The organism is Streptomyces sp. Root1310, assembly GCF_001426425.1.
Classification (GTDB): Bacteria; Actinomycetota; Actinomycetes; order Streptomycetales; family Streptomycetaceae; genus Streptomyces.
The window spans coordinates 640,097-654,055 of sequence record NZ_LMEQ01000030.1; the positions used below are offsets into that span (position 1 = coordinate 640,097).

Consider the following 13,959-nt stretch of genomic DNA (forward strand, 5'->3'; position numbering starts at 1 on the left):
CCGAGTCGAGCGTCCCTGGTCAGATACGGTGACGAGATGACCGACAGCCTGCCTGCCGACGTGGCCGACGTGCTTGCGGCAGTCCTGAGCAAGGACAGTCCCGTTCATGCCGTGCTGCGACGGCAGATTCCGCACCTCAGTGTGCGGGCGCGCTGCACATGCGGCTGCGGTACCGCCTACTTCGAACTCGACCCCGACGAGGTCGAGCCCGCGCCCACCGGAGGCGGCGTTGTCGTTGCGGCCGAAGCACAACTTGTCACCGAAGCCGATGAGTACCCCGGCGAAGTCCTGGCCTTCACGCAGGGCGGCTACCTGGCGTGGCTGGAAGTCTGTTCCTGGAGCGACGACATCGAGGTGACACTGGCTGCCGCGCGTCGCTGGCTCCGGCCTCGCTCCTGATCTCGGACTCCCAGCAGCCAGCAGCCAGCAGCCAGCAGCCAGGAGCCAGATGTCTCGGCTCGGCAAGACACCACGAAGCCCAGTCGAGCGATGCTGCGACGAGGACGCCGTGGACGCTAGACCTGGCTTCGTGCCGCGCAGCATTCAGCCCTCAGGAGCAGCGCCCAGGCACACCGTGGGTGGCCGGGGTACTCAGCCGTGTGAGGTCTCCGCTGCCTCCACCACGTCGTAGCCTTCGCGGCGCATCCGTTCACCTCCCCAGGTGCCGAGCGGCCCGAGTGCTTGATTCAGCGTGCGCCCGTGCTCGGTCAGGGAGTACTCCACCCGTGGCGGCACCTCCGCAAAGACCTCTCGGTGTACGAGATTGTCCTCCTCCATCTCACGCAGGTGCTGCGTGAGCATCTTCTCGCTCACTCCCGGCATACTGCGACGAAGCTCGGCGAAGCGGCGTACGTCATGGGCGTCGAGTTCCCAGAGGATCAGCCCCTTCCACTTGCCGCTCACCACGTCGAGCGCAGCGTCGATCCCGCATATGTAAGGACCGCTTCTCGGTGCTTTGGCCATGGCCACCCCCCTTACTGAAAGGTAAGTACCGCAGAAAATAGTGGGTACTTCCGAGAATAGTGGTGCTCTCCGAGCATGGAGGGGTGAACGAACGACAGAACCTCACCACCAGCCAGAACAGCGCCGTTACCGTGATCGGGCTTGGTCCGATGGGTCAGGCGATGACCCGCACCCTTCTCGCCGTCGGCCACCCGGTCACCGTCTGGAACCGCACCGCTGCCCGGGCCGACGGCGTCGTCGCTGACGGAGCGAAGTTCGCCGCTACACCGGGCGAAGCCGTCGAAGCGAGTGATCTCGTGCTCCTCAGCCTCACCGACTACCAGGCGATGTACGACATCCTCGACAGCGCCACCGCATCACTCGCCGGCCGAACGTTGGTCAACCTGAGCTCGGACACGCCCGACCGCACCCGCAAGGCGGCAACGTGGGCGGCGGGCCACGGCGCAGCCTTCCTCACGGGTGGTGTCATGGTCCCGGCGCCGATGGTCGGCACCGAGGCGGCCCACATCTACTACAGCGGCCCCGACCAGGTGTGGGAAAACCATCGGGCGGTGCTGGCGCCGCTCGGCACACCGAAATATCTGGGCGAGGATCCGGGCCTCGCCCAGTTGATGTACCAAGCCCAACTCGCGGTGTTCCTCACCACCTTGTCCGCACTGATGCACGCCACCGCGATGCTGGGCACCGCAGGAATGAAGGCCAGGGAAACACTGCCGGAGCTGCTTTCTTCCGCCGACTCGATCGGAGCCATTCTCAGGGCCGGCGAGGACACCCCCGGAGCCGCGCTGGATGCCGGGGAACATCCAGGCGACCTCAGCACGGTCACCATGATGGGGGCGACGGCCGACCACATCGTCGAGACCAGCACATCACTCGGCCTGGACCTCGCCCTCCCTCTGGCAGTACAGGCCCACTACCGGCGCGCGATCGAGAATGGACACGGCAGCGACAACTGGACCCGCATCATCGACAGCATCCGGAGGCCGCGCTGACCGTACCCCGGCCCGCCGGGCCCACTCCCGCCCGCGACTTCACCGAGACGTCACCGCCTGCTCGGGCCTTCGGCGGAGTGTGACCCGGCACCCGACCCGGTAACGGGAGCGCGGCTCGGCCCGCACCTCAGAACGCTGTGGTCAAACTCCGTGAAGTGGCCCGCCTGGTCTGCGCGGGCTGGGGCATGCCGTGAACCGGGCCCGGCCAGAGCGGCTTCGCCGGCTCACGGGCTGACCAGCGAGGCATGGCCGGTCCGGCGAGATCACGAGCCGCCCATACATCCGCAGCGCTCCACGAGGGGTGTCCGCCCGCTGCGACGTGGAAGCCTGCGGCACAGAATGTCAGCTCTATCAGAGCTGGGCGTCGTCCTGGCAGTGCGGTCGAGTTGCGGATCCGCGCTGTCGGGCACGAGCTCATCCAGAAGGTGTGGCCGGGGTGGTGATGCTCGGCCGGGCCGGTCTCCCTGTCGAGCAGCAGGGCGGGTGATCAGGGGAACAGCCCATCGTCGGGTGCGGGGACCGTCAGGCTGTCGGCGCGAATGCCGTGAGGGCGTCGACGAGGTCGGCCGGGGCTTCCAGAGGGATCAGGTGGCCGGCGTGGGGGACCACCACGAAGTCGGCTTGGGAGAGGTAGGGCACCAGGTTGTGGCGGAGCACGCCGACGGGCTCCACCTGGTCGTGCTCTCCGGCGACGACGAGAGCGGGCACGCTGACCATGCGCGTGTACTCGGTGATGTCCTGCGCGATGCCGCGCAGCGGCCACTCGGTTCGGGCGGCGTCGGTGAAGGCCCGCGAATCCGTCACGATCTGCGCCTTGACCGGCGCGGGCAGGTCGGTCGCGGTGAGGACGTGGTCCCGTGCCCCGGCGACGGACTCGGCGGAGTCGTAGGCGTGCGACAGGCCTTCCTGGTACTCGGGGGTGATGTGTGCGGCGGGCTTCGCCGGGCCGGACCCGACGAGAACGATGCCGCGCAGGCCGACGGGGCGGGTGGCCGCGACCAGCTGTGCGACCTTGCCCCCCATGGAATGCCCCACCAGGACGTAGTCCGTGACTCCGGCATCGGCGAGCACGGCCACCGTGTCGTCGGCGAGTTGAGCGAGCGTGTAGGGACCAGGCAGAGCCATCGACCGGCTCCACCCGCGGAAGTCGACCGTGAGCACGTCGCGGCCCGCCAGGCGTTCGATGACGAGGTCCCAGGTGCGGGCGGAACCACCCCAGTAGTGCAGGAACACCAGGGTCGGACCGGCCCCCGGCCGATGGTCGTAAATGGGCAGAAGCGTCTGCTGCGTCGTGTTCACGATGGCTCTCCCGATCGGTTCTCTGGGCGATCGCCCTGTATGTTCATTGAAACTTCTGCGCCCGGACGGGGCATCGGTGTGACTGGTCACCCGATGGTGAAAAATGGACACGTGAGCGCGATCCGGCAGATGACCTACCAGCCCGCGGGGCGCCGCGCCGCCGCAGTCGAGACGATGACGTTCGGCCGCCTCCGCGAGCTGAACGACGGGGGCACCCAGCGCGCCGACTTCCACATCCTCGCCGTCATCGACGCCGGATTCGGCTCCGTCACGGTCGATTTCCACCGCCACCCGCTCCAAGATCGGTCCGCGGTGTGGATTCCACCCGGCGCGGTGCACCGGTGGGACGACATCGCAGAAGTGGTAGGCCACCTCGTGTTGTTCGTGCCGACCGCGCCGGTCACCCAGGCCACCCGGGAACTCGTCGCCGTTCCGGACCCGGCCACGCACTGGAGCATCCCCGACGCCGACTGGCCGTTCGTCGACACCGCACGCAGCCATCTCCTCCTCGAAGCGTCTGCCCCACCCAGCGACTCCTCGGCGGAGCTGCCCGAGATCCTGCTCTCCGCGCTCGTCACCCGGCTGCACCCACCGCACGCCGAAGCACCGCTCACCCATCCGGTGTTCCGGTTGTTCCGCTCCAGCGTCGAGGCGCACTTCCGGCAACACCACGACGCCGGCTACTACGCCCGTACGCTGGGATATGCGCCCCGCACCCTCTCACGAGCGGTGCAGCAGGCCACCGGCCGTACTGCGAAGGCGTACATCGTCGAACGGATCATCCTGGAAGCCAAACGGCTCCTCGCACATGACCGCCATACCGCCGCCCGCTGCGCCGACATGCTCGGTTTCCCCGACGCATCCAACTTCTCGGTGTTCTTCCACAGGGCCACAGGCAAACGCCCGGGCGTGTGGCAGGCGACGATGGCCGGCGAGTGAGGAAGGGACTGGGTGTTCCATCTCAGGGTGACACCCTCAAGGGCCGGAGTGTCGAAGCGGCCATCGGACATCACCCCACCTGGGCGGTGCGGATCGACATCTACGGGCGGATCGACGGCACCGCAGAGGTTCACCAGATGATCACGCTGCTGCTTGAGCATGGAGGCGTGGCAACGGACGACTACACCCCCCACCCCTGGACCCTGCCGGAAATCCTGTCTGGAACAGTGATCGACGGCCTGCGCTTCTCGACTTTCGCGGCTACCACGAACTCAGCCGCGCACACGGGCGTTCCTGACTCGACCGATCGCCTCACCAGCGCAATGCTCCTTTGTCAGGGCATCTAAGTCAGCGGTGTGGGGAAGTAGGTCTCACAGTGCAGCTGCAGGACTGCGTCCGCTCCTGCCCGTACACCCTCCGCCCCTTCAAACAGGTGGACTCGGGTGAATGACGCCTCCAGGTCCGCGTGCACCGCCGACAAGATCGTCCAGCGTCTCCCGGTCCCACACCGCTGCCCGAGCTGTGGGCTGGTCGGGCAACCACCCCGCTTCGCGTGGTGCATGCTATAAGTGACGACGAGAGTTTCCGGTCTGGTGGCAGTGGAGGCTGGATGATCGGGACGGTGTTCCGGGGCGAGCACATGCCTGCGGCGGACCGGTTCGACCACTGGCGCGAACTGATTGCCCGAACGCGCTCGAACGACTTCATCAGCGCCCACTCCGCCGACTTCCGTGGAGAGCTCACGTTGTTGAAGCTGGGGCCGACCACCGTGATGCAGACGGCGTTCCTGCCTACGCGGTTCCTGCGAAGCCCAAAAATGGTGCGCCGTGGCGACCGCGAGCTGTACCACCTGACGCTGATGCTCGATGAGGGAATGGTTCTCGACCATGCCGGGCGGAGCACCGAGTTCGGTCCCCATGACCTGCATCTGGCCGACAGCTCACGCCCCTACGACTTCCGGCCGCTGGACGACCGGGAACGCCGGATCGTCAGAGGAATCGGCGTGGACATCCCGAAGGTGATGCTGCCGCTGCCGCCGCAGCGGGTACGGGAGTTGCTGAACAGACGGATGCCGGTGCACGAGGGAGTCGGTTCCCTCCTCGCGGCCTTCCTCCTCGGACTGAACCGTCAGTCCGAGCACCTCCAGCCTTCCGACGCGCCCCGCATGGGCAAGGTCGTGGTCGACCTGGTARCAGCGTGGATCTGCCAACTCCTCGACGCGGAGGCCGTCCTCTCGCCAGAGACGCGCCAGCAGGTGCTCGCAGAACGAATCCGGGCGTTCGTCCGGCAGAACCTTCACGATCCCGAACYGACGCCCTCYGCGATCGCTGCCGCGCACCACATCTCCGTCAGCTACCTGCACCGCATCTTCCAACAGCAGATGCCTGGTGAGACGGTCGCGGCCTGGATACGCGGCCAGCGTCTGGAGGGCGCCCGCCGTGATTTGGCTGATCCGGCCCTGGGCAGCATGCCGATCCACGCCGTCGCCGCCCGCTGGAACTTCCCTCGCGCGGCCGACTTCACTCGAGCCTTCCGCTCCGCCTACGGTCTCGCTCCCAGCGACTACCGGCTTGAGGCCCTGTCCGACAAGAGCGCAGGGGGCGACGGGCGTGAGCAGCGCCGCGCAGGNGGCAGGCAGCATGCCGATCCACGCCGTCGCCGCCCGCTGGAACTTCCCTCGCGCGGCCGACTTCACTCGAGCCTTCCGCTCCGCCTACGGTCTCGCTCCCAGCGACTACCGGCTTGAGGCCCTGTCCGACAAGAGCGCAGATGCTGCCCCGACGAATGTCGCCCCAAGCCGGCGTGGGACGGACGTGCCGCGACTCGATTCGCTCAGGGAATCGAGCCCCCGTCAGACCCGGAGCGGTTCAGACGCCGACACCGAGCCCGGGCAGGCTCCGCCGCCAACCGGGTCCGGCAACCAGACCGGCATGGCCCCCAGTTGCCGGCGGCCGTCCGGGCCGGTCTGCCGCCGGACACTGGCCTTTGGCCTTCTCCCGACCCGCCGAACGCCGCCCATGGGGCCTGCCGGGACCAGGCCGGCCGCCGTCCACCCGTGCCGCCGGCTCACCGCGCCGCGCGCCCTGCCCGGCAGCCGCGGGCCGCCACCTCGTGCCGCCTGCTCCGGGCCCGCACCCGCGCCCCGCGACTCATACACCTGCTCTGAGAGGCATCAGGCCAGACAGCCCGCCCGCTCCGTGCCCCCGGGCCATCTCCGGTCCTGCGTGGGGGAGGGGAGGCTGGGGAGGGGGCCACCGTTTCCCTTCCCGCCTGGCCCGGTCATCGGCCGCACCCGTCCGTCGGCCGCGCGGACCTCCTGCCCGACCTCCTGTCGGGGGTTGCGGGGCTGCCTCCCCATGCGACGGGCTGCTGGTGGGGACATCGGCACGGCAGTTGACGCCGCGTCGCAGAGGTTGTGGCATGATCTCCCCAACCGGGGGGTGGGCAATGAAGCGCGGACTTCTGCTGAGTATCGGCATACTGCTGGCCTTGGCGACGGGGTGCACGCAGGCCGAGCCTCGCCCCGGTTCCCCTTCCTCCTCCACTCCGTCTTCGTCTGCTTCCTCTGATGCTCCTGAACCGCCGGAGTCCGGTCCTGCCACACCACAGGGCGCGGCCGCGATCACGGTGAACGACGCGAAGCTTGTCCAGGCCTACAGCAGCGCGGCGGTGTTCCCCGCGGGTGAGGCCGTCCCGGCGACGTCCGAGGTGGCGGTTCTGCGGCGCGAACGGCCGGTGGGCACGGGTAACGTCGCCTGGATGCCAGACGCCAACACGTACTGCCTCGTGTCGATCAGGGAGCAGACATCGCACCGTCAGTGCTTCGGGCTTGCGGCGAAGCGGAAGCCCTCGGGCTACGTGCATGTGGGCAACACACTTCCGCAGGGCCTCGGCGATCTCGCGGAACCACCCCAGATGCAGCTCACCGTCAGCGTCGTCGAGAACACCAGCGGGCCCTTCTCCTACACCGGCGGTACGCCTGAGCACGCAACTCCGGTGCAGGAAGCCACGGTGAAGTTTCCCTCGGGCAGGACGATGACGTTCCTGACGTACGAGTTCCCTGAGAGGGAGAGCATCCCGATGGACGCCGAGATCTGCAATGCGGGCCGGGTGGTCTGCTTCAAAGCATTCGAATCGACCCCTTACGGGGAATAAGACCGTGTCCTACATGGTCAGTTTCCGGAGCTGTTTGTAGCAGCAGAGGGCGGCTGCCAGTCCGAGAAAGGCCAGGTAGTTGCCTGGTTTCCGCTCGTAGCGGTGGTTGAGGCGGCGGTAGCCGGTCAGCCAGGACATGGTGCGTTCGATGACCCACCTTCGGCGGCCGAGTCGTTCGTTGGACTCGACTCCCTTGCGGGCGATCCGGACGCCGATGTGCTTGCCCCATAGCCATCGGCGCAGGTGGGGAATGTCGTACGCCTTGTCGGCATGCAGGCGTTGGGGCTTTGAATCAGTCGCGTGGGATGCGTGTCCTATGTGGAAATGGGACAGCATCGGCTTCAGTGCCTGACTGTCGTGGGTGTTGGCTGCGGAGAGTCCGACGCGTAGAGGCAGTCCGTTCGCGTCGGACAGGACATGCATCTTGGAACCGGGCTTACCTCGGTCCACGGGGCTCGGACCTGTGTGTTCGCCCCCTGTTTAGCCCGGACATGAGCTGAGTCGAGGACTGCACGGGACAGATCGATGAGCTCCTGGCCGTCCGAAGCTAGAAGCTGGCGAACCTTCTGATGCAGCCGGCCCCAGACTCCGGCGCGGGACCAGATGGCGAAGCGGCGATGCACAGTCGACTTCGACACTCCGAAGCACGGTGGCAAGGCCCGCCAGGCGCAACCGCTGACGAGCACGTAGATGATCGCGGCGAACACCGCCTCATCCCATCGATGTTCGCGACCCCGCCACCCTGCGGCCGCAGGCGGGCCGACGGCAGCAGCGGCTTCGCGATCTCCCACAAGCCGTCCGGAACGATCCATCCCCAGGGCCCACTCCCCATGCCCAGCACAACGGCCAACTGACCATGCAGGACACGGTCTAAAGGCCGCACCCGACACACCACCGACCGTGCCGTGCCCAGTGACTTCTGGCGGCGCCCACAGCGGAAGGTCGGTCTGAGGTTCCGGCGCTCGCCGTGGCAGAAGTCCGGCGGCTCATGGCAGTTCACCGTCCCCCACCGACACACCGGCGCAAAGCCGATCACGCGCTGAGCTGGTCCTGGTGGCGGCGCCGCCACCAGGCAACCGCACGACGCTGCCACTACCGTCGCCGCCACGGTGGAGGTTACGAACTTCCGGCATCTGACGCCACGGTAGCCGAATGGACTCGACAAGGAGCCTCTGACCAGCAGAGACAGCGAACTGCAACTGGAGTACTAGCCAATGTCGGCAGGGAGGCCGTCAGGGGAAGGTGACGCGGGCCAGTCTGCTGTCCAGCCAGTCCCGCAGGTGGGTGGGCTGGGTGATGGTGCCGGGGTTGTGGGGCTGGTTGAGGTCGGCGACGATCTCGACCAGGACGCGGCGCCGTTCCTCCTCGTCGGTGACGGGGATGGCGCGGGCCGGAAGGTCGGCCCGGATGCCGTGCTTCAGGTGGAAGATGAAGTCCGGGTGGGCCAGGAGGTTGGCGTACCAACTCGTCGGACGGCCGGAAGTACCGCTGCAGAGGTAGGTCTCGCCGGCGGCACGGTAGAAGAAGATCTCGATTCGCCGGGGGTTTCCGGTCCGGCGGCCGGTTGTGGTGATGTCGATGATCCGCTCGCGGGTGCCCGCGGCTGGGGTGATCTCGATGGCCGCACGTACCGCCGCGTCCATGAGGGCTCCTTTCCCTGGTGGTCGGATGGTGGGGCGCGGTCAGGCGGCTTCGTGCTTGAGGGCGGGGCCGAGCAAGAGGCCGCCGTCGATGACGAACTCCGAGCCGGTGGCGAAGGACGCCTCGTCGGAGGTGAGGAACAGCAGGGCCCGGGTGATGTCGGCGGGCTCGCCCAGACGGGGGATGGCGAACGGCTCGGCCGAGTAGAAGTCGGAGATCGGGGCGTCGCTGCCGGCGGCGGGCTCGGTGATGAACGGGGTGGCGATGACGCCGGGGTGGATGGCGTTGACGCGGATGTGGTCGCGGCCCAGTTCCAGGGCGGCGGTCTTGGTGAGGCCGCGGACAGCCCACTTACTCGCCACGTAGGGGGCGTACATCGCGGTGCCGCCCACGCCGGAGGTGGACGCGATGTTGACGATGACGCCGCCGCCGTTCCGGCGCAGCGAGGGGGCCGCCGCCTTGATGCCAAGGAAGGCGCCGGTGAGGTTGATGCCGAGGACGCGGTCCCAGACCCGGCGGTCGGTGGTCTCGATCGGGGCGGCGGGGTTCTGCACCCCGGCGTTGTTCACGAGGACGGAGAGGGGGCCGAAGTGCTCCTCGGCGGCCTGGACGGCGGCGCTCCAGGAGCTCTCGTCGGTGACGTCGAGGCGGACGTACAGCGCGCGGGCGCCGAGTTCGGCGGCGAGCGCCCGGCCCTGGTCCTCGTCGATGTCGGCGATCACGACGTCGGCGCCCTCGGCGTGGTAGGCGCGGACGTGGCTGGCTCCCTGGCCGCCGGTGCCGCCGGTGACGAGCACGGTGTGGTGGTCGAAGCGTTGCATGGGATGGTTCCTTTCCAGGTGGCGAGTCGAGCGACTCACCTCGTCATTGACCGTACGGGCGCGAGGCGAGGTGAGTCAAGTGACTCACCTCGCCTAGGATGGTGTTCATGACCACCGAGCCGTCGGCCTACCACCAGCGCGTCGCCGAGGAGAAGCGGGCCGCGATCCTGCGCGCGGCCACTCGCCTGTTCCTGGACTCCGGATACGACCGGACGTCGCTGGCGAAGATCGCCGAGGCGGCGGGGGTGTCGAAGGCGACCCTGTTCAAGCAGTTCCCGACCAAGGCGGCGCTGTTCGACGCGATCGTCACCGTGTCCTGGCAGGCGGGCGACGGGGACGAGGACACCCCACCGCCGGGCGACCTCCGGGCAGGCCTCGCCCGGATCGGCCGGCGCTACGTCGCCCTGCTCACCCGTCCCGGCATGGCCGACCTCTTCCGGATCGTCATCGCCGAGCTGCCGCGCTTCCCGGAACTGGCCGAGTCGCAGTTCCACCGCGGCAAGATGCCGTACTTCGATTCGGTGCGCCGCTACCTCGAGGCGGAGCGGGACGCCGGCACCGTCGTACTGGACGATCCGGAGCTGGCGGCCACCCAGTTCCTCGGCATGATCTCCAACTACGTCTTCTGGCCCCGTCTGCTCCTGCCCCGCTGGGCTCCGGACGGCGCGGCCGTCGAGTCGGTCGTCGACGAGGCCGTCCTGATGATGGCGGCCAGGTACGCCGCCTCCTCCTGAGGCGGCGCACCCCGCGCACCCTGCCGCCCCTCTCCCTCCGTCCCGGCCTCGGGTGACGAACGGGAGAGGAGCGCCGTGCGGGGCAGCCGGCTCAGCGGTCGGCGAGGGCGCGGATCTCATCGGCGATCAGCTTGGGGTCCTCCTCGGCCATGAAGTGTCCGCAGGAGACGGTCTGGTGGCGGAGGTCGTCGGTCCAGGCGCTCCAGAGGCCCTGGGCGTGGTAGCCGAGGGCGGCGCCCCAGTCCTGCTGGAGGACGGTGACGGGCATGGCCAGCTTGTTGCCCGCGTCCTTGTCGGCGGTGTCGTGGTCGACGTCGACTCCGGCCGAGGCGCGGTAGTCGGCGACGATCGAGGGCACGGCGGCCGCGGAGGCGGCGAGGTAGTGGGCGCGGACGTCGGCGGGGAGGGCGTCCGGGTCCTTGGTCCAGGCGTCGAGGAAGTACCCGAAGAAGGTGTCGGCGGCGCCCTGGATCATCTCCTCGGGCAGTCCGGGGGCCTGGGCCATCAGGTAGAGGTGGAAGCCGACGGCGGCGTTGACGCCGTGCAGCGCGTCCCACATGTCGAGAGTGGGCAGGACATCGAGGAAGAGGGCGCGGGCGACGGCCTCCGGGTGGTCCATCGCGGCGCGGAAGGCGACCAGGGCGCCACGGTCGTGGCCGGCCAGGGTGAAGCGGTCGTGGCCGAGAGCGGCGGCGAGGCGTACGACGTCGCGGGCCATGGTCCGCTTGGAGTAGACGTCGGGTCCGGTCTCGGCGGGCTTGTCGCTGACGCCGTAGCCGCGCAGGTCGAGGCAGATGACGGTGTGGTCGGCGCAGAGGTCAGCGGCGACGTGCCGCCACATCAGGTGGGTCTGCGGGAATCCGTGCAGCAGGACGACCGGCGTGCCGGTGCCGCCGACGGCGGCCTTCAGGGTGACGCCGTCGTCGACGGTCACGCGGTGCTCGGTGAATCCGGGGATGCTCGGGGTTGTCACGGTGACTCCTGGGCTTCGTGGCAGAGTGGACGTTCCGGACCTCCAACCTCGGTGGTCCGGGCCGTCCGGGGACGTCACCCAGGTTGCGGGCCCCGGATCAGCGATCGATGAGTGGACACGCGGCACCCCCCGGCGACGGCGCCGCCTCGCCCGCGAAAGGACCCTGCCGTGGGTGTGGAGTTCGGACTGCTGGGACCGGTCGCCGCCTGGGACACCGGCGGCGGGGCACCGCTGCCGCTGGGCGCGCCCCGGCACCGGGAGGTCCTCGGGCGGCTGCTGATCGCCCGGGGCCGGGTGGTCCCGGTCGGTCGGCTGGTGGCCGATCTGTGGGAGGACGAGGCCCCGGCGGGCGCGGTGGGCGCGGTCCGCACCTTCGTGGCGGCGCTGCGGCGTGCGCTGGAACCCGGGCGCCCGCCCCGGCAGCCGTCCCGTCTGCTGGTCACCGACGGTCCCGGGTACGCCCTGCGGGCCGGCCGGGAGACGGTCGACGCCTGGCGGTTCGAGGACACCGCCGCGCGAGCCGCCGAGGCGCCGCCGCACGCGGCGGTCGCCCTGTGGGACGAGGCGCTCGCCTGCTGGCGGGGGCCGGTGCTGGCCGACTTCCCCGACGCTGCGTGGGCCGCCGCGGAACGCGCCCGGCTGGAGGCGCTGCGCCTCGACGCGGTGGAGCGGCGCGCCGACGTCCTGCTGGCGACCGGCGCCGCCCGGGACGCCGTGGCTGACCTGCGCGCCCATGTCGCCGAGCACCCCGGCCGGGAGGACGGCTGGGTGCTGCTGGCCACCGCGCTGGACCGCGCCGGGCGGCGCGGCGAGGCACTGCGGGCACTGGCCCAGGCCCGTGACGCCCTGAGCGGAGGCAGGGGCGCCCTGGCACGGACCGAGGCACGCATCCTCAGTGCGGCGGGGGACTCCCCGGCCGAACCGGCCGGGACGGCCGACAGCGTCTGGGACCGGGCGGCGGCCTCCTGGAACCGTTCGGTGCCCGCCCGGTCCCGGGCCCGGCTGCACGCCACCGCCGGCCTCCTCCGCGACCTCGCGGTGACCGGCCCCGACGGCCTCGAGGAAGCCCACCGGCACCGGCGCGATCTGGTCTCGGCGGCCGAGACGACCGGCGACCCGGAACTGGCCGCCCGGATCATCGGCTCCTACGACGTCCCGGCGGTGTGGACCCGCGCCGACGATCCCGAAGGCGCCGGCGAACTGTCGCGGGCCGCCGCCCGCGCCGCCGCCCGGCTCGGCCCGGAGGGCCCGCCCGCGCTGCGGGCCCGACTGCTGTCCGTCGTGGCGGTCGAGTCCCGGGGCGACGCCGCCGCCGACGCCCCGCTTCCCCGGGCCTTTGACGCGCCCGCCACCGAACCGTGGCGGCTGCGTGCCGAACGCGCTGCCGAGGAAGCTGTCCGGACCGCCCGGCGCTTGGGCGACCCGGCGCTCCTGGCGTTCGCCCTCAACGGCGCCTTCATGCAGTCGTTCGCCGACTGCGGCTCGGCCGCCCGCCGAGACGCCCTCGGCACCGAACTGACCCGGCTGGCCGTCGACCACCAGCTCCCCGGGCACGAGGTGTTGGGTCGTATCGTCCGCCTCCAGGCCCTCGCCGGACTCAGCCACTTTACGGAAGCGGACGCCGAGGCCAGGGAGATCGACCGGCTCGCGGACCGCAACGAGCGGCCGCTCGCCGGCGTCTTCACCGCCTGGTACCGGGCCTTGCGCCTCTGCGAGACGGACGGCTGGGAGGCCGCCCGCCCCCGGTACGCGCGGGTCCTGGCGGAGACGGCCGACTGCGGAATGCCCGGCCTCACCCGGGGAGCCGCTGCCCTCGTCGCGCTGGTTCCCGTCATGCGGGGTGACACCCTGCCCGATCCCGGCGACTTCGCCGGCTTGGACCCGGGTCCGTACCGACCCTGGCTCGACCCGCTGCTGCTGGCCGCCTCCGGCGACACCGAGCGGGCCCGGCAGGCACTCGGGACTGTCCCCCGGCCCCCGCACGACCTGCTCCAGGAGGCTCTGTGGTGCGTACTCGCCCGAGCCGCCGCGTCCGCGGGGCACCTGCCGGTACTGCGCCGCGCCCGTGGGGAACTCGCCCAGGCCGAAGCCGAGTACGCCGGCGCGGGCAGCGGCCTGGTCTCCTTCGGCCCGGTCATGCGTCATCTGGCCGCCGCCGACGCGGCAATCGAGGAGGCGCACGCCTCCGCCACCGGGCGGGACGCCGACGGCGAGGAGTGAGCGCGGCCCCGGCGCTCGCGGGAGGCGGGCTCCACCGGACAGCACCGAGCGCTTTCGAGCACGCCTCGGGCATTGTGCGGCGGCTGGGTGATCACGGCTGCCGCAGATGATGGCTGAGCCCGCCGGACTTCGGCGTGGCCCCCACCATCCTTCGAGGCACTATGCGCATCCTGTTCTCCTGTACCCCGGCGATGGGCCACCTGCTGCCCCTTCTCCCGGGC

General features: G+C 70.1%; 13 protein-coding genes and 1 pseudogene. 8 read left to right on the forward strand and 6 right to left on the reverse strand.

All coding sequences use genetic code 11. From position 1 onward, the window contains the following. The first annotated feature begins 36 nt into the window (after positions 1-36). On the forward strand, positions 37-399 hold the full coding sequence (locus ASD48_RS30065; RefSeq protein ID WP_057604899.1) for a hypothetical protein: 363 nt from the start codon (positions 37-39) through the stop codon (positions 397-399). A gap of 192 nt (positions 400-591) precedes the next feature. On the opposite strand, the gene ASD48_RS30070 is transcribed toward ASD48_RS30065, so the two are convergent. Further along, entirely contained in the window at positions 592-963 is a 372-nt protein-coding gene (locus tag ASD48_RS30070; RefSeq protein WP_057605057.1) for a helix-turn-helix domain-containing protein, read from the reverse strand. 83 nt (positions 964-1,046) lie between these two features. Between ASD48_RS30070 and ASD48_RS30075 the strand changes: the two genes are divergently transcribed. Then, the gene (locus ASD48_RS30075) at positions 1,047-1,955 is read left to right on the forward strand and encodes an NAD(P)-binding domain-containing protein (protein ID WP_057604900.1); all 909 of its coding nucleotides are present in this window, start codon (positions 1,047-1,049) and stop codon (positions 1,953-1,955) included. Positions 1,956-2,477: 522 nt separating this feature from the next. On the opposite strand, the gene ASD48_RS30080 is transcribed toward ASD48_RS30075, so the two are convergent. Next, positions 2,478-3,254 (reverse strand): alpha/beta hydrolase, encoded by a 777-nt coding sequence (locus ASD48_RS30080; protein WP_057604901.1) that lies wholly within the window; start codon positions 3,252-3,254, stop codon positions 2,478-2,480. A gap of 111 nt (positions 3,255-3,365) precedes the next feature. Between ASD48_RS30080 and ASD48_RS30085 the strand changes: the two genes are divergently transcribed. From ASD48_RS30085 to ASD48_RS30100, 4 genes are all read left to right on the forward strand, one after another. Beyond that, positions 3,366-4,193 (forward strand): helix-turn-helix transcriptional regulator, encoded by an 828-nt coding sequence (locus tag ASD48_RS30085; protein ID WP_057604902.1) that lies wholly within the window; start codon positions 3,366-3,368, stop codon positions 4,191-4,193. Further along, positions 4,190-4,540 (forward strand): hypothetical protein, encoded by a 351-nt coding sequence (locus ASD48_RS30090; RefSeq protein WP_157880734.1) that lies wholly within the window; start codon positions 4,190-4,192, stop codon positions 4,538-4,540. Before ASD48_RS30085 ends, ASD48_RS30090 begins: the two co-directional genes overlap by 4 nt. Positions 4,541-4,833: 293 nt before the next feature. Next, positions 4,834-5,822, forward strand: a 989-nt coding sequence (locus tag ASD48_RS30095; RefSeq protein ID WP_348983240.1) for a helix-turn-helix domain-containing protein, incomplete at its 3' end; no start/stop codon positions are given. 999 nt (positions 5,823-6,821) lie between these two features. After that, a complete protein-coding gene (locus ASD48_RS30100; protein ID WP_057604904.1) occupies positions 6,822-7,349 on the forward strand; it encodes a hypothetical protein in 528 nt (175 codons plus the stop codon). A gap of 9 nt (positions 7,350-7,358) precedes the next feature. Here the strand turns inward: ASD48_RS30100 and ASD48_RS43770 are convergent. The 3 genes and pseudogenes from ASD48_RS43770 to ASD48_RS30115 form a co-directional block, all read right to left on the reverse strand. After that, positions 7,359-8,181, reverse strand: a pseudogene (locus ASD48_RS43770) (IS5 family transposase). A 400-nt stretch (positions 8,182-8,581) separates the two neighbouring features. Continuing rightward, positions 8,582-8,992 (reverse strand): nitroreductase/quinone reductase family protein, encoded by a 411-nt coding sequence (locus ASD48_RS30110; protein ID WP_057604906.1) that lies wholly within the window; start codon positions 8,990-8,992, stop codon positions 8,582-8,584. A gap of 39 nt (positions 8,993-9,031) precedes the next feature. Beyond that, positions 9,032-9,811, reverse strand: coding sequence for a glucose 1-dehydrogenase (locus ASD48_RS30115; protein ID WP_057604907.1), 780 nt, complete (start codon positions 9,809-9,811; stop codon positions 9,032-9,034). Positions 9,812-9,918: 107 nt separating this feature from the next. Here ASD48_RS30115 and ASD48_RS30120 point away from each other — a divergent pair, with 107 nt between their 5' ends. Continuing rightward, positions 9,919-10,545: a TetR/AcrR family transcriptional regulator gene (locus ASD48_RS30120; protein ID WP_057605058.1), complete on the forward strand. Its 627-nt coding sequence runs from the start codon at positions 9,919-9,921 to the stop codon at positions 10,543-10,545. A 91-nt stretch (positions 10,546-10,636) separates the two neighbouring features. Here ASD48_RS30120 and ASD48_RS30125 read toward each other — a convergent pair whose 3' ends face one another. Then, positions 10,637-11,518 (reverse strand): alpha/beta hydrolase, encoded by an 882-nt coding sequence (locus tag ASD48_RS30125; RefSeq protein WP_057604908.1) that lies wholly within the window; start codon positions 11,516-11,518, stop codon positions 10,637-10,639. A 168-nt stretch (positions 11,519-11,686) separates the two neighbouring features. On the opposite strand from ASD48_RS30125, the gene ASD48_RS30130 reads away from it, so the two are divergent. Beyond that, positions 11,687-13,738: an AfsR/SARP family transcriptional regulator gene (locus ASD48_RS30130; protein ID WP_057604909.1), complete on the forward strand. Its 2,052-nt coding sequence runs from the start codon at positions 11,687-11,689 to the stop codon at positions 13,736-13,738. Positions 13,739-13,959 lie beyond the last annotated feature (221 nt).